Below are 22,773 nucleotides of genomic sequence, written 5' to 3'. Positions count from 1 at the left end.
GCTCTGGCGGTTTGGTGCGCAAACAAGGATCGGTTCAGGGAAATCAATCGAAACTTCGCCGACAAGCCGACTGTCCAGACCCTTACATCTCCCGGCGGATGTTCTGCCGGGACAGCTTCATGCAGCGGAGAAAGACGAGGATCAAGATGACCATGACCGTAGGAGATTTTCTGGTTGAGCGGCTCAGCCAATGGGGCGTCACGCGGATTTTTGGCTATCCGGGTGACGGCATCAACGGCGTGTTCGGCGCGCTCAGCCGGGCCAAGGGAAAAATCGAATTCATCCAGGCACGCCATGAAGAAATGGCCGCGTTCATGGCCTCGGCGCATGCCAAGTTCACTGGCGAGTTGGGTGTGTGCATCGCCACTTCCGGCCCCGGCGCTTCGCACCTGATCACCGGCCTCTACGATGCGCGCCTGGATCACATGCCGGTGCTGGCCATCGTCGGTCAGCAAGCACGCACCGCGCTGGGCAGTCACTACCAGCAAGAGCTTGATCTGGTGTCGATGTTCAAGGATGTCGCCGGAGCATTCGTGCAACAAGCGTCAGCGCCTTCGCAGGTTCGGCATCTGCTCGACCGTGCAGTGCGCACGGCCGTGGGCGAGCGTCGGGTGACCGCGCTGATTCTGCCCAACGATTTGCAGGATCTGAAATACGAAGCACCCGCGCGCGCCCATGGCACTGCGCATTCCGGTGTGGGTTATACGAAACCCAAAGTGTTGCCTTATGACGCCGATCTGCAGCGGGCCGCCGACGTTTTGAACGCGGGCGAAAAGGTCGCGATTCTGGTTGGCGCCGGGGCATTGCAAGCGACTGATGAAGTCATCGCGGTGGCGGAAAAGCTCGGCGCTGGCGTCGCCAAAGCGCTGTTGGGCAAAGCCGCGCTGCCGGACGATTTGCCTTGGGTCACCGGCAGCATAGGCCTGCTCGGCACTGAACCGAGCTACAAGCTGATGAACGAATGCGACACCTTGCTGATGATCGGTTCGGGCTTTCCCTACGCGGAGTTTTTGCCCAAGGAGGGTCAGGCCCGTGGCGTGCAGATCGATTTGCAGCCCGACATGCTCAGCCTGCGCTATCCGATGGAAGTCAATCTGGTCGGCGATTCGGCGGAAACCCTCGCGGCGTTGTTGCCGCTACTCGAACAGAAAACCTCGAACAAATGGCGCAAGAAAGTCGAAGGCTGGCGCGGTAGCTGGGAGAAAACCCTGGAAAAACGCGCGATGGTCAAAGCCGACCCGGTCAACCCGCAAAGGGTGGTGTATGAGCTGTCGCCGCGCCTGCCCGATGAGGCAATCGTCACCAGCGATTCGGGCTCGTGCGCCAATTGGTTTGCCCGTGACCTGAAAATCCGCCGTGGCATGCAGTGCTCATTGTCCGGCGGACTTGCGTCCATGGGCGCTGCGGTGCCTTACGCGATTGCCGCCAAATTCGCCTACCCCGAGCGTGCAGTGATCGCACTGGTGGGCGACGGTGCGATGCAGATGAACAACATGGCCGAGCTGATTACCGTCGCCAAGTATTGGCGGCAATGGTCGAGCCCGAAATGGATCTGCGCGGTGTTCAACAACGAGGACCTCAATCAGGTGACGTGGGAGCAGCGGGTGATGGAGGGCGATCCAAAGTTCGAAGCCTCGCAAAGCATTCCTGACGTGCCGTATCACTTGTTCGCCATTTCTATCGGCCTGAAGGGCATTTTTGTCGATCGCGAAGAAGACGTCGCCGCTGCCTGGGAAAAGGCACTGGCCTCGGAGGTGCCGGTGCTGATCGAGTTCAAGACTGACCCGAACGTGCCGCCGCTGCCGCCGCACATCAAACTTGAGCAGGCGAAGAAGTTTGCCACGACGTTGCTCAAGGGCGATCCGGATGAGGCCGGGGTGATCATGCAAACCGCCAAGCAGGTGCTCGGCTCGGTATTGCCCGGGAAAAAATAACCGGTTAGCGAGCAGGCTTGATCGTTCCCACGCTCTGCGTGGGAATGCCTCTAGGGACGCTCTGCGTCCAGTGACGCGGAGCGTCACGGGCTGCATTTGCTGCGCGTGGGAACGATCAGCGCATACAGGTGAGGAGGTGTGTTTTTGATTTTCATTGGCTGTGCAGGCTGGAGTCTGGGGCGTGAGCATTGGCCGGCATTTCCGGTGGAAGGCTCGCACTTGCAGCGCTACGCCGGGCGCCTCAACGGCGTGGAAATCAACAGTTCGTTCTACCGCCCGCACCGTCGGCAAACCTATGAGCGCTGGGCCGATGGCGTACCGGAGGCCTTTCGCTTTTCGGTGAAAATGCCCAAACACATTACCCATGAATTACGCCTGGCAGGCTGCGAGGCGACGCTGGACAAGTTTCTGGCTGAGTGCGGCGGGTTGGGCGAGCGCCTGGGCTGCTTATTGGTGCAATTGCCGCCATCGCTGGTGTTCGAAGAAGCCAGCGCCTACGCCTTTTTCACGACGTTGCGTCAGCGGTTTTCCGGCCCTGTGGTGCTTGAGCCACGGCATGCATCGTGGGTCAGCGCTGAGTCAATGTTGAAGACTTGTCAGATCGCCCAAGCGGCCGTCGATCCCTCGCGCATCAGCAGTGATGCAGCGCCCAGTGGCTGGGCGGGCACCCGTTACTGGCGCCTGCACGGTTCACCGCGCATCTACCACAGCGCCTATGATTCACTTTACTTGCAAAACCTCGCACAAGCCTTGCAGTCAGCGGCTGCTGCAGGTGCGGCGACCTGGTGTATTTTCGACAACACCGCCAGCGGCGCAGCACTGAGCAACGCCTTGACGCTTGCGCAGATTCGCGCGGCCGTGAAACTCAACTTGGCGAAGTAGCCCTCACCCTAACCCTCTCCCAGAGGGAGAGGGGACTGACCGAGGTGTTTGTGCAAGTTACGCCGACTTGAAAGACCGAGTTGAACGCAAGATTTGAAAAGCACACAAACCGGCTCCCTTTCCCCCTCGCCCCCTTGGGGGAGAGGGCTGGGGTGAGGGGGTAGAGCCAGCAGACGGTTGCGATCGCCTGAAAAAACACTAATTACCGTCGGCCACTTTGCGCTCGATCTCATCGATCTTGCGCTGCAGCGTCTCGGCGTCCTGTTCCTTCACCCTTGTGGACGAAGGCGTGATGACTTCATCCACGGCTTCGCTGTCATCGTCCCGGTCTTCAAGATCGCGCTCGACCACATTCACCGGTTTACCGGACGTATCGGTGGGCGGGGCGTTCGGGGTTTTATCGTCGCTGTTCATATTGGTGACCTCCAGTGGTGTAAACATTGGAGGCAGGCAGTGCGGCAGGCGTTCGATATTTTTGCCGGGTTGTGCCGAATGGCGCCCTCCCGCGATGGAGAGGGCGCGCTGACGGTTTTCAGTCCTTGAGAATGTCGCGATCCTTGGTTTCCGGCAGGAAGAACGTGCCGAGTACCGCCGTCATCACCGCAATCACGATCGGGTACCACAAGCCGTAATAGATGTCCCCAGTCGCGGCAACCATGGCGAAAGCCACCGTCGGCAGGAAGCCACCGAACCAGCCGTTGCCGATGTGATACGGCAGTGACATCGAGGTGTAGCGGATACGGGTCGGGAACAGCTCGACCAGCCACGCCGCGATCGGGCCGTAAACCATGGTCACGTAGATCACCAGCACGGTGAGCAGGAGCAGGACCATCGGGTAGTTGGTTTTCGCCGGGTCGGCTTTCTCCGGATAACCGGCCTCCTTGAGTGCTGTGCCGAGGGTCGCGGTGAACGCATCATTGCGCGTCTTGAAGTCGGCGGCTGGCAGGGTGCTGCCTTCAAAACTCTCGACGACTTTGTCACCGATGCGCACTTGCGCGACGGTGCCCGGCTCCGCAATCACGTTCTCATAGGGAATCGCCCGTTTTGCCAGCAAGGTCTTCGCCAGGTCGCAGGAACTGGTGAATTTGGCCTTGCCCACCGGGTCGAACTGGAACGAGCACTGGTCGGGGTTGGCGATGACTTTGACCGGGTTCTTCTCCTGGGCGATGAACACGTCGGGGTTACCGTATTGGGTCAGCGCATGAAAGATCGGGAAGTAGGTCAGCGCCGCCAGAATGCAGCCGACCATGATGATCGGCTTGCGCCCGATACGATCAGAGAGGCTGCCGAAAATCACGAAGAACGGCGTGCCGATCAGCAGTGAACCGGCGATCAGCAGATTGGCGGTCTGCGGGTCGATCTTCAGCGTTTGCAGCAGGAAAAAAAGCGCATAGAACTGCCCGGTGTACCAGACCACCGCTTGCCCGGCCGTGCCGCCAAGCAGCGACATGATCACCACTTTGAGGTTGTCCCAGCGCGCGAAGGACTCGGTCAGTGGCGCTTTCGACGCCTTGCCTTCGGCCTTCATCTTCTGGAACACCGGTGATTCGCTCAGTTGCAGGCGAATGTACACCGAGACGATCAGCAGCAGGATCGACAGCAGAAACGGAATCCGCCAGCCCCACGCTTCGAAGGCTTCGGTGCCCAGTGCGGTGCGGCAGGCGAGGATCACCAGCAACGAAAGGAACAGGCCAAGCGTCGCAGTGGTTTGAATCCACGAGGTGAAGAACCCGCGTTTGTTGCGCGGCGCGTGTTCGGCCACGTAGGTCGCAGCCCCGCCATACTCGCCACCGAGCGCCAGGCCTTGCAATAGACGCAGGGTGATCAGGATGACGGGTGCGGCGACACCTATGGTCGCGTAGCCAGGCAATATACCGACAATGGCTGTCGAGATGCCCATGATGACGATGGTGATGAGGAATGTGTGTTTGCGTCCGATCATGTCGCCGAGCCGGCCGAACACGATCGCCCCGAACGGCCGCACCGCGAAGCCGGCGGCAAAGGCGAGCAGAGCAAAGATGAACGCGGTGGTTTCGTTGACGCCGGCGAAGAAATGCTTGGCAATGATCGCCGCCAGTGAGCCGTAGAGGTAAAAGTCGTACCACTCGAAAACCGTGCCCAAGGACGAAGCGAAGATGACCTTGCGCTCCTCCTTGGTGATGCCGCCGCTGCGCGGTGGACTGCCGGTGGATGCTGTGTCGATTGTGGGCATGGGTGTTCTCCGTCGTGCTTATTGTCGTAGGCCGGAGTCCCCCGTTACCGTTTATCGCACTCTGGCCTTGTGGCGTATGCCGCAACTGCTCTCGCGTGAAACTTGCACAGTCTGACCGCCTCGCATTGCTGCAAGGTTTCCTGAAGCATAATCAGCTTTTGCCAGATATCCACCCGCCGGCCCGCGCATCAGGCCTTGACCCAGCGCTGACGACTCCACGCACTCAGCCAGTCGACCACAAACACCAACACCAGCATTGCCAGAATCACCGTACTCGCCTGCGCTTCCTGAAACAGGCTGAGGCTCACATAGAGCATCTGCCCAAGCCCGCCGGCGCCGACAAAACCCAGCACGCTGGCCATGCGGATGTTGTTTTCCCAGCGATACAGAATGTAGGCGAGCAGTTGCGGCGCAAGGTTCGGCAGCGTGCCGTAACAGAAGGCAAGGAGCGGATTGCCGCCCTGCAAACGAATGGCTTCGGCCGGTTGCGGCGGCGTATTTTCCAGAGCTTCGGCAAACAACCGACCAAGCACGCCGGTGGTGTGCAGGGCGAGGGCGAGGGTGCCGGCGTTCGGGCCGAGGCCGGCGGCAAGCACCATCAGCGCCGCCCAGACCAGTTCCGGAATCGCCCGCAAGGCGTTGAGCAGCAAGCGCGAGGCACTTTGCAGCGGCCAGCCGAAACGCCCGGCGGCGGGCAGCGCCAGGGCGATGCCGAACACGGCGGCGAGCAGGGTGCCGAGGGCCGACATGGCCAACGTTTCCAGCGAACCGTGGAAGATTGCCTTGAGGTAATCGGCGCTCAGATCCGGGCTCAGAAAGCGCTGCACATACGCGCCCATCTGCTTGAGGCTGGTGGCGCTGCCCAGTTCGCCAAGATCCAGCCCCAGATAAACGAAGGAAGCGATCACCGCCAGCGCAATACCGGCGATCAGCAGCAGGTTGAGCAAACGATTCATGTCAACCTCCAGCGCAGCAAGCGGCTGAGTTGATCGGCGGCCAACACCAGAATCAGGAAGCACAGCAGAATACTGGCGACTTCACCGCCGGCGAACATGCGGATCGACAGGTCGATCTGCTGACCCAAGCCTCCGGCGCCAACAAACCCCATCACCACGGATGCGCGGATCGCGCATTCCCAGCGATAGACCGTATACGACAGCAGTTCCGACGCAACATTGGGCAACGTGCCGTAAGCAAACGCCGCCAACCGGCCGCTGCCGGCCTGCAACAACGCGTGTGCCGGGCGCTGATCAGTGGATTCGAAAATCTCCGCGTAAACCTTGCCCAGCATGCCGCTGTACGTGATGGCGATCGCCAACACACCTGCCGCCGGACCAATTCCAACAGCGCGCACAAACAACAGCGCCCAGACAATTTCCGGCACGCTGCGCAAAAAGATCAGCAAACCGCGAACCGGCCAGCGCAGCAGACGCCCCAGTCGGCTCGGCACGCCACCGCGCGAGGCGGCGGACAGCGACAGCGCGCGACTGGCAATCAGGCCCGCCGGTACCGCCAGCAACAGCGCCAAAGCCATGCCGGCGGTGGCGATGGCCAAGGTTTGCAGAGTGGCTTTGAGCAGTAATTGGAGAAACGCTTGGTCGTGTGCAGGTGGCCAGAATTGCGCGACAAAACGGCCCATTTCATTCTGGCTGTCGGGCAGCAATACACCCAAATTCAGCTCGCTGAGCTGAACGCCCGGCCACAGCAAGGCTATCGCCAGCAACGTCAGCATCAATCGCGGCCACGCCGCCGGATCCCGTGAATCGGCTTTCAGCATCGGGGGATCTGCACAGTCAAAGGCGTCACCGCAGCCGTCGGCGATTGCAGTTTTTCGTTGGCGTACAGCGCATCGAGCATTTCATGGCTGACTTGTCCGGAAGGGCTGTCGAACAGAATCTGCCCGTCGCGCAAACCGATGATCCGAGGGAAGTGCGACAACGCCAGATCCACCGCATGCAGGCTGGCCACCAGTGTCACGTTGTGCTCGCGAGCGTGGCGCGAGAGGATCGACAGGGTATGCCCGGCCATCACCGGGTCCATCGCTGACACCGGTTCATCAGCCAGCAGAATCTCCGGCGCCTGATACAACACCCGGGCAATCCCGACGCGTTGCAACTGGCCGCCAGACAGTTGCTGACAATGCGCGAACAACTTGTCACCCAGATCCAGCCGCGCCAACGCCGCGCGCGCACCCGCCACATCCAGTGGATGCAACAGGTTCAGAAGACTTTTACCCAGACTCCATTGGCCGAGCTTACCGGCCAGCACCGCCGTGACCACGCGCTGACGCGGCGGCAACGGCGGTGCCTGATGCACCAGACCGATTCGCGCACGCAGGCGTTGACGCTGGCGGGCGGACAAGTGCCAGGCGCGTTCACCCAACACTTCAACTTCACCGCTGCTGGGCCGCAACGCGGTGGCCAGCAGGTTGAGCAAACTCGATTTGCCAGCCCCGGACGGGCCTATGATGGCGACCTGTTCACCAACGCCAATCTGCAAGTCGACACCGCGCAGGGCGTCGACTCCATTGGCGTGGCGCAGGCTGCCCTGGTTGAGGCTCAGGGTCATTTCAGCAGTTCGGCAGCGCGGGCGGCTTCCTCGATGCCCTTGTAGTTCTCAGGCTTGGTGTCGATAAAACGGCTGGCGGCTTGCAGATCAAGAATCTTCTTTTGCTCAGGGTTGGCCGGGTCCAGATTGAGGAAGGCTTTCTTGATCTTCGCCGCCAGAGCCGGATCGAGGGTGCCGCGCACGGTCCAGTTGTAATCGAAGTAGGTCGGCGTGGTGGCGAAGACTTTGACCTTGGTGGTGTCGACCTTGCCGGCGTCGACCAGTTTCTGCCAGACGCTGGCGTTCAGTACACCGGCGTCGACCTTGCCGGCCTGCACCCAGGCCACGGTGGCATCGTGCGCGCCGGAGTAGGCGACGCGACTGAAATACGCTTCAGGCTTGATGTTGTCGTTTTTCAGCATGAAGTAACGCGGCATCAGGCTGCCGGAAGTGGACGATACCGAACCGAAGGCGAAGGTCTTGCCTTTCAGATCCGCCAGGCTTTTCACGTTCGGGTCAGCAGTGATGAATTTGCTCGTGAACTGCGCGTCCTGTTCGCGCTGAACCAGCGGAATGACTGGCGTCGTTGCATCAGTCTTTAAACGCGCCTGCACAAAGGTAAAACCGCCGAGCCAGGCCATGTCGAGGCGATCGGTCGCCAAGGCTTCAACCACTGCCGGGTAATCGGCCACCGGCACGAACTGCACCTTCATGCCCAGTTGCTGCTCCAGATAGGCACCCAGCGGTTCGAATTTGCGCAGCAGTTCGGTCGGTGCTTCGTCGGGAATCGCGCTGACTCGCAAAACGTCGGCGGCTTGCACCATCAAAGTAGAAAAGGACAGGGCCAGGCCGGCGGTCAGTGCCAGTGTTCGTTTGAGCATGGAATTCTCCGTTTCGTGAGCGTCAAAAGGCGATAGGCCGCCGCTGCGGGATCAACGCGGGGCGCAAAGTCAGGGTAGACGAAACGGCGAGGTTATACGCATTCGAGGCGTCAAAGGCCAGCATTGGAGCTATACGAGGTTTTACGCCCAGTTCCTTCAGGAGCTGCGGCACGCTGCTCCTAAAGGTTTGATGCCTGTCAGGATTCGGGCAGTCTGGCAATCACCTTGATCTCGAAATCAAACCCATACAGCCAGGTCACGCCGACGGCGGTCACGGTTGGATGTGGCGCCTCGCCCCAGAACTCGGTCAGCACCACATCCCAGATCGTCTCGAATTTCGACTGGGGGTCAACGATAAACACGGTGACATCGACCACGTCATCGAAGCTGGAACCGGCCTCCTCAAGGATTGCATTAAGGTTAGTGAAAGCCTGACGCACCTGGTTTTTCAGGTCCGGCTCGGGCGTGCCGTCTTCGGTACTACCGACCTGTCCCGAGACAAACAGAAAACCGTTGGAGCGAATGGCTGGCGAGTATCGATGCCGCTCATAGAGGGTGCGGCGTGCGGGTGGGAAAACAACATCGCGCTGAGTCATGGAAGTGTCTCCTTCATTTGAGTTGATGGAGCCACTGTAGGTATTTGCAGACGGGCGATAAACGCGCAAGCTTGGCGTTCACTGTTTGTGAATCCCAAACAATCAGAGGCTCAATCGTGGACCGATTTGACGCAATGCAGGCGTTCGCCCGGGTGGTCGAGGCCGGAAGTTTCACCAAAGCCGCCGAAACCCTGCACATGAGCAAAACCACCGTGACGCAACTGGTTCAACAGTTGGAGGCACGGCTGCGGGTCAAACTGCTCAACCGCACCACACGCAAGGTCAACGTCACCGCCGATGGAGCGGTTTATTACGAGCGGGTGATCAAGCTGCTAGCGGATATGGACGACGCCGAAACCAGCCTGCCCGGCGCGGCGGCGTTGCCCAAGGGGCGGCTACGCGTGGACGTACCGAGTCCGCTGGCACGGTTGATTCTGGTGCCGGCCCTGCCTGAGTTTCACGCGCGTTATCCGGATATCCAGATCGACATGGGCGTCAGCGACCGCATCGTCGACATTATTGATGAGAATGTCGATTGCGTGGTGCGCGGTGGCGAGCTTATGGACTTGTCGCTGATGGCGCGCAAGGTCGCCGATCTGCAGTTGGGTGTATTCGCCGCACCGCAATATCTGGCACGCGCGGGCACACCTGCGCATCCACGGGAGCTGGAAGGCAGCCATCATCGGGTGGTCGGTTTCCTCTGGGCACGTACCGGCAAACCGGTGCCGTATGCCTTGCACAACGCCAGTGAAAACCTGCAAATCAAAGGCCGTCACGTGCTCGCGGTCGATGATGGTAATGCCTACCTCGCGGCAGGTCTGGCGGGCCTGGGCGTGCTGTGGCTGCCCAAATACATGTCTGCCGAACACGAGGCGCGCGGCGAACTGGTGCCGCTGTTCGAGGACTGGAAACTCAAGTCGATGCCGCTCTACATCGCGTATCCACCGAACCGCCATGTCAGCCTGAAACTGCGAGTGTTCATCGACTGGATTGTCGAGGTGATGGCGCAGCATGACCCGTTGATCGATCGGCTGGGGGTGCGGTCAACGACAGGTGATTGACTCTGACGCCATTCGAGCCAACTATCGGCGCACAACAACATGACCGATGGACCCGAACTTGATCGAACGACGCCAATTCAGCGGAGGCATGAAGGGGAAAAACCTCCGCTATCTGAATGAGCAAGGCGCGGATGACACGCGCCTGACCCGCACCGGTTTTCTGCTGCTCGAACACTTTTCACTGCCGGCCTTTACCCAGGCGCTGGACACCGTTGTCACCACCAATCTGCTGCGTCCGGGTTTGTTTTCCTCGCGTACGTTTGGTTTGGGTGACGGCGAAGTCATCAGTGATCTGGGGCTGGTGATCCGCCCCGATGCACGTCTGGATTCGGCCGCGCTTCAGCAACTGGATCTGCTGGTAGTGTGTGGCGGGTATCGCACCGAACTGCGCGCGAGTGATGAATTCATTCATTTGCTCAAGGCTGCGGCGGAGCGGGGCATCGGTCTGGCCGGGTTGTGGAACGGTTCGTGGTTTCTCGGCCGGGCCGGGCTGCTCGACGGCTATCGCTGCGCGATCCACCCGGAACACCGCCCGGCGCTGACCGAGATCGCCAAAGCCACCCACGTCAGCAGTGAGCCTTACGTGATCGATCGCGACCGGCTGACGGCTTCGAGTCCGTCCGGGGCCTTTCACATGGCACTCGACTGGATAAAAAGCCTGCACGGCAAAGCCTTGGTCGAAGGCATCGAAGACATTCTGGCTTTTGAGGAATCGCGCTACCGCCGGATCAAACCGGATGAAAACCTCTGCGTCAGTGCGCCGCTGCGTGAAGTGGTGAAACTGATGGATGCCAATCTGGAGGAACCGCTGGAGCTGGAGCAACTGGCCGTGTACGCGGGGCGCTCACGTCGCCAGTTGGAGCGCTTGTTCAAGGAGCAACTGGGCACCACGCCGCAGCGCTATTACCTCGAACTGCGCATCACCGAAGCAAGGCGTTTGCTGCAACACACCGAGCTGTCACAAGTGGAAGTGCTCGTAGCGTGCGGCTTCGTTTCCCCCAGCCATTTCAGCAAATGCTACAGCTCGTATTTCGGCTACAGACCCTCCAAAGAAAAACGGCTGGTCAAATAACACCAGCCGTCACCCACCTGAATTCACCTCAATATCCCACGTCGGCGTACCTCCCCCAAACACCACGGTCGGTCCCCTCTCCCTCTGGGAGAGGGCTAGGGTGAGGGGCTCTTAAACACCATCACCCACACACGTTTAACTTACACGCACTGTTACGCCATAACGGCTACAACACCTTGCGCCGTTGCCTACGCGTACGCCAGAATCCGCCGGCTTACGCGCCTTGAGGCGGGCTGTATCGTTTCCCTGTCACTGCAAAACAGTGATCGGGTTTGGTAGCCCGTTTTCTAAGCGTTATGCGCCGCTATATGCAGTCTCTTTTCGGGGCTCGGTTTTTTATGGTGGCCATGCGTGGGGCTCCTTCGGGAGCGCCGGGGTTTACTCGCTTAGACCGGTCTACCAACCTGCGCAATGGTCACCACCTCGTTTGGTAGCGTGAGTGATGGCTCCTTATTTTTTGCTAAGCGAGTGTCATCTATGTTCAAAATTACGCCAAACCCGCCAGAAACCGATCCAATCCCCTACGACGCCGCGCTCGAACCTCAAAACATCAAAGAGGCCACCGACCGCGCGATCAACTTCTACCTCAATCCTTCCGCGCTGAAGACTTCAATCCCCACCCGCAAAACCGGCAAGATCTACCTCATCGACCCCACAGTGGATAACGAAACCCTGCTCGTCGAAGCCACTGAAACCTTGTCCTCCGCCACTGACATGGCCCGTGAACTCGCCGATTCGATTGACCCTTCACAGCGCAAAAAGATGCTGATCCTGCAACAGGTGATCATGCTTAGTGAGTTGGTGGTCGGTCGAGTCCTGGATAACCAGCGCTTGCCGCACTAGTCGCGATGCAGATGGGTGAGGGCGCTCGCGCCCTCATTTGCACGGAAGCGTCCGCAATCGCGGCGCTTCACGCCTTCTATCAAGGAACCTGAAGCGGTTCTTGTCTGGAGTTTCAGCTAATGTCCCAACCACCCGAACCACCGGTCACTGACTTGGTGTCCCCGTACGCATCGCCCAATTCAAGAAAGCTCCACGAAGCGGCTGAGCGTGCGCTTGACCATTACCTGCTGCCTGCCGCGATTATGGCCGAACCCTATACGCCCAACGCTCTGTTCATGGCCAACCCGCAAGCCGACACCGAGGCGTTGCTGACCAATGCTTGCGGGTCGTTGGCGTCCGCCTCGGTCATGCTCGGTAATTTTGCCGGGATGCTGGAGGGCGCAAATCGACATACCCTGCTGGGCATTGCGCAAGTGGTCATGTTGGGGGAATTGGCGGTGAACAAGGCGTTGGATCTGGTTGTGCCAACCGAGTGATTGCGCACGTTAGTCGGGGTTGAGGGTGTCTGGTCGGGCGTGATCGCGAGCAGGCTCACTCCTACATTTGAAATGCGTTCCCCCTGTAGGAGTGAGCCTGCTCGCGATGACGTCCGTTCAGGCAAAGCATTTGCAAAACGTGACCATCTCTCAAGCTTTAATCCCACCCTAAAATAATCAAGCAGTCAGCCTTCGCGGCTGACTACTTTTTAGTTTCTACAGGTGATCCGCATCAATCACAGCCTTGGCAAACGCCTGCGGATCTTCCTGCGGCAGGTTGTGGCCAATCCCGCCGTTGATCAAACGGAACTGATACTTGCCGGTAAAGCGCTTGGCGTAATCCTCCGGCGCCGGGTGCGGCGCACCGTTGGCGTCGCCTTCGAGGGTAATGGTTGGCACGCTGATCGACGGCGCGGTGGCGAGTTTCTGCTCCAGCGCGGCGTACTTCGCTTCACCCTGCACCAGGCCCAGCCGCCAGCGGTAGTTGAACACGGTGATGTCGACGTGATCTGGGTTCTCCAGCGCCTTGGCGCTGCGGTCGAACGTGGCGTCATCAAACTTCCACTGCGGCGAAGCGGTTTGCCAGATCAGCTTGGCGAAGTCGTGAGTGTTTTTCTCATAGCCGGCACGGCCACGGTCAGTCGCAAAGTAGAACTGATACCACCACTGCAATTCAGCCTTGGGCGGCAGCGGGTTTTGCCCGGCGGCCTGATTGCCGATCAAATAACCGCTGACCGACACCAGCGCTTTCACCCGTTCCGGCCACAACGCCGAAACGATGCCTGCCGAACGTGCGCCCCAGTCATAACCGCCGAGCACCGCTTGCTTGATCTTCAGCGCATCCATGAAGTCGATCACATCACTGGCCAGCGCCGCCGGTTGGCCATTGCGCAGGGTGTCTTTCGAAAGGAACTGCGTATCGCCATAACCCCGCGCATACGGCATCAACACCCGATAACCCTTGGCCGCCAGCAAGGGCGCGACTTCGTCGTAACTGTGAATGTCGTAGGGCCAGCCGTGCAGCAGGATCACCACCGGGCCATTCGCCGGGCCGGTTTCGGCGTAGGCGACGTCGAGCACGCCGGCCTTCACATGCTTGAGCGGGCCGAAAGGCGAGGGCGCGGAATAGCTGGCGGTCGCAGGCTCAGCGGTTTGCGCCTGAGCGCTGCCAAAAGCGAACAACGACAAAGCCAGAATCGACAAACCGAACGCGGTTTTGCGGGTGTGCAGTGCCATCTTCATGGTGACGTCTCCTTTGCGAGCCTTTGGCCAAGGGTTCTGAATGAACACCTGAAACCTTGAGTGCATTTGAGCGCGGAGACGTATCTGGGCTGTGTCGAAGAACGGCTTTATCGAAAGTCGATGTGTCGCGGTGGGGGTCGTACACAGTGTGATACACAGCGATAAACCGACTCAGCCTGGACCTGATTCAGGCCAAAATAATAAGTCGCTGTTTTAAAACAAAAAATATTTCATTCCGCGCTTCACAAAGCGGAAAAACCTTGGTAAATTGCGCCCCGTTCTCACAGCGAACCTAACGAAGTAGCTGGAAAGAGCAGTAGGGGCGTCGCCAAGCGGTAAGGCAGCAGGTTTTGATCCTGCCATGCGTTGGTTCGAATCCAGCCGCCCCTGCCATATTCGAAAAAAACGCCAACTTCGCAAGAAGTTGGCGTTTTTTTATGTCTGCGATTTGTCCCAGCGGAGCAGGGCAGGCATGCGCGGCGCCGAAGCACCGCGCACGCCGTCCACTCAGTGCGGTGCGCGCGGAATGGTTTTCATCAGATCTTCAGGGCTGATGTGACCAACCACGCTGCCCGGTTGCGGCAGGTTGAGGATGTGGCCTTTCATCTTGCCGATGATGTGCATTTCGCACGGCTTGCAATCGAACTTCAGCGTCAGCACTTCATCGCCGTGGATCAACTGCATCGGCGCGACTTTGGTGCGCACGCCGGTCACGCCTTTCGCCTGTTTCGGGCAAAGGTTGAAGGAGAAACGCAGGCAGTGCTTGGTGATCATCACCGGCACTTCGCCCGGCTCTTCGTGTGCTTCGTACGCCGCGTCGATCAGCTTGACGCCGTGACGGTGGTAGAAGTCGCGCGCCTTCTGGTTGTAGACGTTGGCGAGGAAGGTCAGGTGCGAATCCGGGTACACCGGCGGCGGGCTGGTTTCAGCCTTACGGCCGCCACGCGGATGAGCGGCGACACGGGCGGTGGTCAGGTTCTCGATCACTTCACGGCGCAGGGCTTTGAGCTGCGAGTTGGGGATGAAGAACGCCTGAGGCGCATCCAGCTTGATGTCGGTGGCGTGGTACTGCGTGGTGCCGAGCTGGCCGAGCAGATCGCGCAACTGTTCCAGCGCTTGCTCAGGCTTGTTGGCCACACCGAACGGACCGGGCAGGGTGACGCTGGCACTGATGCCTTCTTCGCTGGTAGCGGTCACTTCCAGTTGTTCTTCACGCAAACGAGCGAACCAGCTCAGGGCTACGCGACGTTCGGAAGAAGTCTTCTGCAGCGCCTGTTGCCAGTTGTGATCGAGGTTGCGATTCAACGGATGATTCGGGCGCAACTTGTACAGGCCTTCGGGCATTTCGTTCGGCTCGACGCGATAGCGGTAGCGCTTCTCGCCGTCTTCTTCGAACTCGCCTTTGGCTTCAGCGATGTTGGCGCGGAAACCGACCACTTCGCGTTTGACCAGCACGTTCAAGCCGTCGCCGTTGGACAGCGGCTCCTGGGTGACGACTTGCATATCGCGTTTGCCGACTTTCTCGACGGTGCCCACTGGCAGACCGGTGAAGGTCGGCGAGTCGAAAGCGCCGATGTCGATCTTGCGATCGGTGACGAAGTAATCGGTGCTGCCACGGTGGAAAGTCTTTTCCGGGTCCGGCAGGAAGAAGTGCGCGGTGCGGCCGCTGGAAGCGCGGGCCAGGTCCGGGCGGTCTTCGAGTACGTCGTCGAGGCGCTGGCGGTAATAGGCGGTGATGTTCTTCACATAGCCCATGTCCTTGTAGCGACCTTCGATCTTGAACGAGCGCACACCAGCCTCAACCAGCGCGCGGATGTTGGCGCTCTGGTTGTTGTCTTTCATCGACAGCAGATGTTTTTCGTAGGCGATCACGCCACCCTTTTCATCTTTGAGGGTGTACGGCAAGCGGCAGGCTTGCGAGCAGTCGCCACGGTTGGCGCTGCGACCGGTCTGCGCGTGGGAAATATTGCACTGGCCGGAGAAGGCCACGCACAACGCGCCGTGGATGAAGAACTCGATGGCGGCGTCGGTTTCGTCAGCGATCGCGCGGATTTCCTGCAGGTTCAGCTCACGGGCCAATACCAGTTGCGAGAAACCGGCCTGATCGAGGAACTTCGCTCGCTCAAGGGTGCGGATGTCGGTCTGGGTCGAGGCGTGCAGCTCGATCGGCGGAATGTCCAGCTCCATCACGCCCAGATCCTGAACGATCAGCGCGTCGACACCAGCGTCGTACAACTGATGGATCAGCTTGCGCGCCGGCTCCAGTTCGTTGTCGTGCAGGATGGTGTTGATGGTGGTGAAGATGCGCGCGTGATACTTGCGGGCGAACTCCACCAGTTCGGCGATTTCGCCGACTTCGTTGCAGGCATTGTGGCGCGCGCCGAAGCTTGGGCCGCCGATGTACACGGCGTCAGCGCCGTGGAGGATCGCCTCACGGGCGATGGCCACATCGCGGGCAGGGCTGAGCAATTCCAGATGATGCTTGGGCAAGGACATAGTTTTTTTAGTCAGGCTGTCACGGTTAGGCGCGCATTCTACCCGTGAAACGCGCGCCCGGCACGCCTGTGCTGCCCGATGGCAGCTGACACTGCACAACCCCCTGTGGGAGCGAGCCTGCTCGCGAAGGGGCCATCACATTCAGCATCAATGGCGCCTGAACTGAAGCCTTCGCGAGCAGGCTCGCTCCCACAGGGTTTGGCGGTGTGAGGTCAGGCCTTGGCCGCCATCGCAGTCACTTCCACACGCATTCCTTCAACCGCCAGCGAGGCCACACCCACTGCCGCACGCACCGGCCACGGCTTGGCAAAGAAACGTTTGTAAACCTCATTGAATGCGGCGCGATCGGCCATGTCGGTCAGGTAAATGGTCAAGTGCATCACCCGATCCATCGAGCTGCCGGCACGTTCCAGCGCAAGCTTCAGTGCTTGCAGGGTGCATTCGCTTTGCAGGGTGATATCGCCCAGTTCCAGGCTGCCGTCGGCGCGGGTCGGGATCTGCGTGGAGACCATGATGCCGTTGAACGTGGTGACGTCCGAAGAGATCGAGTCTGCGTCCGGGTCCGGAGTGAAAATGATGTCTTGGTTGGCCATGCTGATCCCTTGTTTGAGAGAGTGAAGATCGCGGCAGTTTACAGCTTCAGGGACGAGATGGCCCGCTCGATGCCCTGATGATGTTCAGACCGGCAGCGTCGCTGCTTCCGCCGCCGTCGCTGCAATTACGCAGGGGCGGGCGGCGATGCGACGACTATAGGCGGCAAGGGCGGGCCAGGTTGCGATGTCGATGTGGAAGACTGGCAACCACGTCAGTACGGTAAACAGATAGGCATCGGCGATGCCGAATGTGCCGGTGAGGTAGTCCTGATTCGCCAGTTGCCGGTTCAGGTAGTCCAGGCGCTTGAACAGCCTGTCCCGGAAGATCGCTTTCACCGATTGCGCGATGTCGGCATTGAACAGCGGTGCACTACCACCATGAATCTCCGAGCTGATGAAGTTCAGATGCTCCTGCAGACGCGTGCGCTCCCAGGTGCCCAGCGCGGGCGCCAGTGTGTTGCCGGGCACCTGATCGACCAGAAACTGCAGGATCGCCGGGCCTTCCGTCAGTACCTCACCGTTATCCAGTAGCAACGCGGCGACATAGCCCTTCGGGTTGATCTCTCGAAAGTCACGCCCGTCGGCGGTGCGTTTGCTGTGGTTGTTGACGCGAACCAGTTCGAAGGGCAAACCCAGTTCCCGCAGCACAATATGCGGGGAAAGCGAGCAGGTCATCGGCGCGAAATACAGTTTCATGGCACTTCCTGGCAATGTGAGAGGCGCCACAATCCTTTACCCGCGCAGCTTTCGCAAAGGTCATTTACGGTGCTAGCGTATGACAAAATCTCATGAGCACCATCAACTCCATGACTGTTTCACTGCCCTCACTCAACGGATTGCGAGCCTTTGAAGCCGCTGCCCGGCACATGAGCTTTACCAAGGCTGCCGAAGAACTCAACGTCACGCAAACGGCAGTCAGCCACCAGATTCGTCGACTCGAAGCGGAGCTGGGTGTTCATTTGTTTCTGCGACTCGCCGAGGGGTTGGCGCTTAGCGAAGAAGGGCAGGCCTATTTGCCGGGCATTCGTGCGGCGTTTCAGGAGCTGCGCTATTCGACTGAGCAATTGCTTGAAGGACGCCACAAAAGCGTACTGACTATCAGCACCCTGGTGTCCGTGGCATCGAAGTGGTTGCTGCCGCGACTGCCGTCCTTTCAGCAGGCGTTTGCCGATATCGATGTGCGGATCAGTGCGTCCACTGAGCTGGTCGATTTTCGCAAGGGCGCTATCGATGCGGCGATTCGTTACGGGCGTGGTGACTGGAAGGGCTTGCGGGCCGACTTTTTGATGTCCGATAAAATCTTTCCGGTGTGCAGCCCCGCATTGGCGAAGACGCTGAGCACGCCCGCAGATCTGGCCAGGCACACAATGCTGCAAGTCAGCGGCGTGACGGCCACTGACTGGAGTACCTGGCTAAGCGCTGCGGGCCAACCGCTGCAGTTGGCCGAGGGACCACGGTTGACCTTCGATCTGGCGATGATGGCGGTGCAGGCAGCGGTTGACGGGCAGGGCGTATGCATTGGCCGCTCGACCTATGTCGAAGACGATCTGCGGACCGGGCGTCTGGTCGTACCCTTCGATCTGCGCTTGAAAGATCAATTGGGTTTTTATCTGGTGACGCCCCGTGAAACGGCACAGGTGAAGAAAATCGTCGCCTTCAGGGCATGGCTGTTGGCGCAACCGCTAGCCAGAGAGACCTTTGTATAAGCGTGTATCAATCTGCCGTGGATACACACGTGAACAATAAACCCGGGGTTTACGACACATCCTCCCTACATGACCCGCTCAAAGTAGAGGCCACCACACCACTACGTTCGAGAGGGCAACACCATGCATCGTCCACTGTTACTGGCCAGCGCCGCGATACTCGCTTCAATGATCGGCATCACCCATGCGGCTGACGCACCGGCCAAGAGTTGGCAACAAGGCTTGAGCCGCACGGATCTGGTTCGTCAGGATCTCGGGGCTGCCGAGCGTGAAGTGATTCAGGCTCGCGTCGATTTCGAACCGGGCGTGACCTCGCCAAGACACGCGCATCCCGGTGTTGAGGTCGCGTATGTGATCAGCGGTACTTTCGAATATCAACTGGAGGGCAGGGCGCCGGTGACGCTGAAAGCGGGGGATTCGTTGTTCATTCCGGAAGGTGTGGCGCATGTCGCCAAAAACGTGGGTGCGGACAAGGGTTCGGAGTTGGCGACTTACATCGTGAAGAAGAGTGAGCCGTTGCTGATCCTCAAACCGTAGGCCCACACCTCAATGGAGCGTCGCCGCTCGGCGACTTTCTCCAATCCTGATGCGGTCGAGCGCCCGGTTCAACGCATCGAGGGCATCGAGAAGGGCTTTGGCCTCGGCTTCGCGGCCTTCGCCCCAAAGGCGCTCGGCCATTCTGTTCAAGGCCTGGATCGAGCGCTCGATGTCTGCTGCGGTGGCGTTGTCTTTAGGGGCCGGTGGTTTCTTCGGCATTCAGGGTTCCTCTGCTGACGGCAAACCACCATACCGCTGCGGTGCCCAACAGCATAGTCAGCACGGCCAGAATCAGGATCACTCCTTGCGTACCCAGGCTTGAGGCCAACAGCGCCACCAGCAACCCCGCCAAAGGTTGCGAGAGATTATTGAGCAACGTGATCACGCCCACGGTCTTGCCGAAGTCCTTGGCCGGAATCACCCGCTGACGGATGCTGCGCATGTAGATGTTGAACATCTTGTCGAAGCCGACGATCAGCAGGAATCCCAGCACATAGCCGGCCAGATTCGGACTTAATGCACTGACCAGGGCGCCTGCGGCAATCATTGAATAAGCGAGCCCGCCGAGTATCCGTTGCGGCAGTTCAACCCGTGCGAGGAAGAACAGAATGATGATGGTGGTCACCGCGCCCGCTGCCTGTAGCCCGGCATAGGCATCCTTGCCGGCACTGAACTCGCCGATCACCATCGCTGCCGAAGTAGCGAGAGTGACGCCGACGATCAGGTTGACTCCAACCGCCAGCAGGATGATTTTCTTCAGTTCCGCCAGCTCGCGTATATGCCCGAAAGCAATGCGCAGCGGTTGCAGCCAGATGTCCTGATGCTGCTCGAACACCTCCAGCGTAATGCGGCTGAGGCGTTGCCATACCAGCATGCTCAGGTCAGCCAGCAGGAACAGACCGGCGACCCACAGCACCACCCAGTGCCAGGCCCACACCTCCAGCAAAAGCGCAGCCACCAGCGGACCAAGCACCAGCCCGGTCTGATCGGCGATCTGTGAATAGGACAAGGTCTTGGTGTAGCTGTAGTGCTGGAAAATATGCGGCATCAGCACCTCGCGGGCCATGATGCCCTGGGTGGTCAGCACGCCGCATAGCGCTGACAGCACGACGACCCAGGCGATACCACCGAAGAGGGCAAACATGCCTACTGCCAGCAGACAAAGCAGCGCACGGTAGACCTGGCTGATATGCAGAATCCTGATGGGTGAAAACTTGTCACACAAGGCTCCGCACACCGGAAACGCGAGAAAGCGCGGCAGCGATTCGACGAAAAACGCCAAACCCGCCCAGGAAGCACTGTTGGTAGTCTGGAACACCACCAACGGCACGATGAACAATAGAATCTGATCCGCTAGTCGCGAGAGGAACAGCGAGGTGAAAAATGCCAGGTAATCCTTGCGCAAAGTGAACTCCTTGTTATTGACGGTCAGGCCGCGCGGCCAGCTGTGCTTCAGTATGCCGATCCTAGGCTGTCATTGAGATTATGCCGCTCATCCCCGCGCTTGGGCGGGTTGAATACGCTGGCGAGGATCAGGTCTTGCTCCTTGCTCCCGCGCAGGTAATGACGATCGTGTTGGTCGAGTACAAGAAAAAAACGTCGGTTGAGTGACTGCAATTTTGACGAGCTGTTTGCCGGCGGCTGGCCGATATTTGCCGTGTTTCAGGACACTTTCAAGAATGACGCCAAGGAAGAGCAGAATGCTTAAAGCAATAACGGTCTGTTGTGCTGTGTTTTTTTCTTCTTCTCAGGCGGGAAAAGCCCAGACGCATCCGGGCCCTTAATGGAAGGATTCAGCGCGAATTCATGTCTTTTGCGATCTTGACGGTCGATCTTTCTCTGCGCCTCCGAAGCCAGCTAAAGAGCGCATGCACCGGGTGCAAAAAAGCCGTAAGCACGCCTATGAGCATGATGACAAAGATGATGATTAGCGGGACGCTTTCGTGCGAGAACATGGTGGGTTACTCCTGTAGTCACTATGTCGGAACCCGCAGCCTAGACGCATCGAGCCTTGTTTTCGATGAACGTATGTTCATTCTCTGGCTCTTGAATTGTGATACGGCGCCGCAGAGAAAATTTTCAAAGCGTACGAGTTCGCAATGCAGAGCCAGTGAGCTGTTTTTGAACCTATAGGGGCACAGCGTCTCCACAGGAATTGAGGGCTGATGGGCCGTTGCACACCTTCACCTCATCACTTTCGAAGTTGAAGATTGACCGGCTGATAGTGCCCAGCAGATTCCCGTTGCCGATCTGAACGACGTTATAGGTCGAGGCGCCGCGGTAGGCATTCGTGACGTGTAATCACCGACCTATAGCCTCGGAAAACAGCCTGATTTGTGGGACGGCGCAGTGGGAGTCCTTTACAACTCACAGGCGGGAACGCATCTGGCACGACAGAAATTTTTCAGAACGCCAGAAACGACAAAGCCCTGAATAATCAGGGCTTTGTCGGTACCAAATATGGCGGAGGCGATGGGATTCGAACTCATGGACCTGTTACAGTCGACGGTTTTCAAGACCGATATGCAAAGCCAATGAAATCGTGGCCTGTAGCCGCTTTTCGTTACGATACGTTTATTTTTTGACACCTCTACAGCCCGCATTCTATAAGGGGCGGATTTTGAGTTTTGTAACGGTTTTTGGGGCTATTTCGATGGCTTGGCAATGGCGCCAATTCGTCGATAGACGCGCTCGGTAATGTCTCCTTTGGTGTGCCCCAAGAGTAGGCTCGCATCGCCGACGTCGAGGATTTCCGACGCCGCTTTCGGCCTGATGTCTCTGAACTGGAAGCCTCCGATTTTCTCAGCCAGCTGAACATCGCCTTTCTCTTCAGCTTCTTTCTTGGCCCTTTCTCTGGCGTCGTCCCATCGATCGCGAAGCATCTTCGCCGTCATCCGCTTGCCGCGTGCGCTCACGATCAAATAGCTGCAAATGTGCTGAGCATTGCGCTCGGCCATTTTCCCGATCAACAGGCCTAGACTGTTTGGCGCATCACCGTCAGTAATCTGGATACGCAGCTTTTTGTGTGTCTTGTTCTGCTGCACACCCAAGTAATTTCCCTCGACATCGTCCTTCCTCATGACCAGGACATCTGCCGGTCTTTGCCCGGTCAGATAGGCCAAGTCCATCGCGTCCTTCAGCTCTTGAGCTGCCTTCACGTAAACAGCATCCCAAACAACATCATTCGCGTAATAGTCCCTCGGCGTTTCCTTGTTTTTGCGCACGCCTTGGCAAGGATTTTCTTTGGTCGTCAGTCCCCATTCTCGAGCAATGTTGAAAACGTGGGAGAGGGTGGCAATCTCGCGATTCGCCCGAACTTTGGCGGTCCGCGCGTCGCGGTACCCTGCGATAGTTGCTGGGGTGATTGAGTCGATGGGAGCGCTGTCAAACATCGGCCGAAGCTGCTTGATCTCTGACAAATTGTCCTTCTGCGTCCGTGCCGCTTTCTTCGATACGATGTCGCGGATATATCGGTCGAAGATGCCTTTCATAGTGCGCAGATCAAGCGGCTTTTCCTTCGCCTCCAGCTCCGCCCATTTGACCCTGGCCAAGTCCAGATCCTTGCCCAGCGGGATCGCCTTACCTGTCATATCCAGATAGTAATAGGCGATCCAAACCTTTCCGCTTTTTCGTGTTCGTGTCCACTTGTACATCCGAGGCGGCAAGCTGCGTGTGTCGGCCTTGCGGGGGCGCAT

The 22,773-nt window shown here is 59.0% G+C and carries 23 protein-coding genes and 1 tRNA gene; 9 read left to right on the top strand and 15 right to left on the bottom strand.

What is annotated here, in order from left to right:
• The first annotated feature begins 146 nt into the window (after positions 1-146).
• Positions 147-1,934: a thiamine pyrophosphate-requiring protein gene (locus CCX46_RS16865; protein ID WP_127928218.1), complete on the top strand. Its 1,788-nt coding sequence runs from the start codon at positions 147-149 to the stop codon at positions 1,932-1,934.
• Positions 1,935-2,078: 144 nt separating this feature from the next.
• Positions 2,079-2,816, top strand: a complete 738-nt coding sequence (locus CCX46_RS16860) for a DUF72 domain-containing protein (protein WP_127930415.1) — start codon at positions 2,079-2,081, stop codon at positions 2,814-2,816.
• A 198-nt stretch (positions 2,817-3,014) separates the two neighbouring features.
• On the opposite strand, the gene CCX46_RS16855 is transcribed toward CCX46_RS16860, so the two are convergent.
• From CCX46_RS16855 to CCX46_RS16825, 7 genes are all read right to left on the bottom strand, one after another.
• Entirely contained in the window at positions 3,015-3,230 is a 216-nt protein-coding gene (locus tag CCX46_RS16855; protein WP_127928216.1) for a hypothetical protein, read from the bottom strand.
• 118 nt (positions 3,231-3,348) lie between these two features.
• On the bottom strand, positions 3,349-5,028 hold the full coding sequence (locus CCX46_RS16850; protein ID WP_127928214.1) for an MFS transporter: 1,680 nt from the start codon (positions 5,026-5,028) through the stop codon (positions 3,349-3,351).
• A 188-nt stretch (positions 5,029-5,216) separates the two neighbouring features.
• The gene (gene phnE, locus CCX46_RS16845) at positions 5,217-5,984 is read right to left on the bottom strand and encodes a phosphonate ABC transporter, permease protein PhnE (protein WP_127928212.1); all 768 of its coding nucleotides are present in this window, start codon (positions 5,982-5,984) and stop codon (positions 5,217-5,219) included.
• Positions 5,981-6,805 carry a PhnE/PtxC family ABC transporter permease gene (locus CCX46_RS16840; protein WP_127928210.1) on the bottom strand — a complete coding sequence of 275 codons (825 nt, stop codon included), beginning with the start codon at positions 6,803-6,805 and terminating at the stop codon, positions 5,981-5,983. The genes phnE and CCX46_RS16840 overlap by 4 nt, the downstream gene beginning before the upstream one ends.
• A complete protein-coding gene (locus tag CCX46_RS16835; protein WP_127928208.1) occupies positions 6,799-7,596 on the bottom strand; it encodes a phosphonate ABC transporter ATP-binding protein in 798 nt (265 codons plus the stop codon). The genes CCX46_RS16840 and CCX46_RS16835 overlap by 7 nt, the downstream gene beginning before the upstream one ends.
• Positions 7,593-8,456, bottom strand: a complete 864-nt coding sequence (locus tag CCX46_RS16830) for a putative selenate ABC transporter substrate-binding protein (RefSeq protein ID WP_127928206.1) — start codon at positions 8,454-8,456, stop codon at positions 7,593-7,595. The genes CCX46_RS16835 and CCX46_RS16830 overlap by 4 nt, the downstream gene beginning before the upstream one ends.
• 197 nt (positions 8,457-8,653) lie before the next feature.
• Positions 8,654-9,052 (bottom strand): RidA family protein, encoded by a 399-nt coding sequence (locus CCX46_RS16825; RefSeq protein WP_127928204.1) that lies wholly within the window; start codon positions 9,050-9,052, stop codon positions 8,654-8,656.
• A gap of 116 nt (positions 9,053-9,168) precedes the next feature.
• On the opposite strand from CCX46_RS16825, the gene CCX46_RS16820 reads away from it, so the two are divergent.
• From CCX46_RS16820 to CCX46_RS16805, 4 genes are all read left to right on the top strand, one after another.
• Positions 9,169-10,113 carry a LysR family transcriptional regulator gene (locus tag CCX46_RS16820; protein ID WP_127928202.1) on the top strand — a complete coding sequence of 315 codons (945 nt, stop codon included), beginning with the start codon at positions 9,169-9,171 and terminating at the stop codon, positions 10,111-10,113.
• Positions 10,114-10,159: 46 nt separating this feature from the next.
• Positions 10,160-11,185, top strand: coding sequence for a GlxA family transcriptional regulator (locus CCX46_RS16815; RefSeq protein WP_127928200.1), 1,026 nt, complete (start codon positions 10,160-10,162; stop codon positions 11,183-11,185).
• 477 nt (positions 11,186-11,662) lie between these two features.
• A complete protein-coding gene (locus CCX46_RS16810; protein ID WP_007919069.1) occupies positions 11,663-12,028 on the top strand; it encodes a DUF6124 family protein in 366 nt (121 codons plus the stop codon).
• 119 nt (positions 12,029-12,147) lie between these two features.
• The gene (locus CCX46_RS16805; RefSeq protein WP_095118615.1) at positions 12,148-12,504 is read left to right on the top strand and encodes a DUF6124 family protein; all 357 of its coding nucleotides are present in this window, start codon (positions 12,148-12,150) and stop codon (positions 12,502-12,504) included.
• 216 nt (positions 12,505-12,720) lie between these two features.
• Here CCX46_RS16805 and CCX46_RS16800 read toward each other — a convergent pair whose 3' ends face one another.
• A complete protein-coding gene (locus CCX46_RS16800) occupies positions 12,721-13,746 on the bottom strand; it encodes an alpha/beta fold hydrolase (protein WP_127928198.1) in 1,026 nt (341 codons plus the stop codon).
• A 318-nt stretch (positions 13,747-14,064) separates the two neighbouring features.
• Between CCX46_RS16800 and CCX46_RS16795 the strand changes: the two genes are divergently transcribed.
• Positions 14,065-14,139 (top strand) — tRNA-Gln (locus CCX46_RS16795).
• Positions 14,140-14,253: 114 nt separating this feature from the next.
• Here the strand turns inward: CCX46_RS16795 and CCX46_RS16790 are convergent.
• The 3 genes from CCX46_RS16790 to gstA all read right to left on the bottom strand — a co-directional run bounded on the left by CCX46_RS16790 (position 14,254) and on the right by gstA (position 17,531).
• A complete protein-coding gene (locus CCX46_RS16790; protein ID WP_127928196.1) occupies positions 14,254-16,242 on the bottom strand; it encodes a peptidase U32 family protein in 1,989 nt (662 codons plus the stop codon).
• Positions 16,243-16,454: 212 nt separating this feature from the next.
• A complete protein-coding gene (locus CCX46_RS16785) occupies positions 16,455-16,835 on the bottom strand; it encodes a RidA family protein (protein WP_127928194.1) in 381 nt (126 codons plus the stop codon).
• 84 nt (positions 16,836-16,919) lie between these two features.
• The gene (gstA, locus tag CCX46_RS16780) at positions 16,920-17,531 is read right to left on the bottom strand and encodes a glutathione transferase GstA (protein WP_127928193.1); all 612 of its coding nucleotides are present in this window, start codon (positions 17,529-17,531) and stop codon (positions 16,920-16,922) included.
• Between the two features lie 110 nt (positions 17,532-17,641).
• On the opposite strand from gstA, the gene CCX46_RS16775 reads away from it, so the two are divergent.
• Both CCX46_RS16775 and CCX46_RS16770 read left to right on the top strand, forming a co-directional pair.
• On the top strand, positions 17,642-18,541 hold the full coding sequence (locus tag CCX46_RS16775) for a transcriptional regulator GcvA (RefSeq protein WP_177413908.1): 900 nt from the start codon (positions 17,642-17,644) through the stop codon (positions 18,539-18,541).
• Between the two features lie 168 nt (positions 18,542-18,709).
• Entirely contained in the window at positions 18,710-19,078 is a 369-nt protein-coding gene (locus CCX46_RS16770; protein WP_446730740.1) for a cupin domain-containing protein, read from the top strand.
• A 9-nt stretch (positions 19,079-19,087) separates the two neighbouring features.
• On the opposite strand, the gene CCX46_RS16765 is transcribed toward CCX46_RS16770, so the two are convergent.
• The 4 genes from CCX46_RS16765 to CCX46_RS16750 form a co-directional block, all read right to left on the bottom strand.
• Entirely contained in the window at positions 19,088-19,297 is a 210-nt protein-coding gene (locus CCX46_RS16765) for a hypothetical protein (RefSeq protein WP_127928187.1), read from the bottom strand.
• Entirely contained in the window at positions 19,272-20,483 is a 1,212-nt protein-coding gene (locus tag CCX46_RS16760; RefSeq protein ID WP_127928185.1) for an MFS transporter, read from the bottom strand. Before CCX46_RS16760 ends, CCX46_RS16765 begins: the two co-directional genes overlap by 26 nt.
• Before the next feature lie 47 nt (positions 20,484-20,530).
• A complete protein-coding gene (locus CCX46_RS16755) occupies positions 20,531-20,695 on the bottom strand; it encodes an ectoine synthase (protein ID WP_224790123.1) in 165 nt (54 codons plus the stop codon).
• Positions 20,696-21,723: 1,028 nt separating this feature from the next.
• Positions 21,724-22,773 carry a tyrosine-type recombinase/integrase gene (locus CCX46_RS16750; RefSeq protein ID WP_127928182.1) on the bottom strand — a complete coding sequence of 350 codons (1,050 nt, stop codon included), beginning with the start codon at positions 22,771-22,773 and terminating at the stop codon, positions 21,724-21,726.

Origin of the sequence: Pseudomonas sp. RU47, from assembly GCF_004011755.1 — a bacterium.
Lineage (GTDB): Bacteria > Pseudomonadota > Gammaproteobacteria > Pseudomonadales > Pseudomonadaceae > Aquipseudomonas.
Note: the sequence above shows the minus strand (reverse complement) of the source record. Positions and strands in the feature narration are given on the sequence as shown.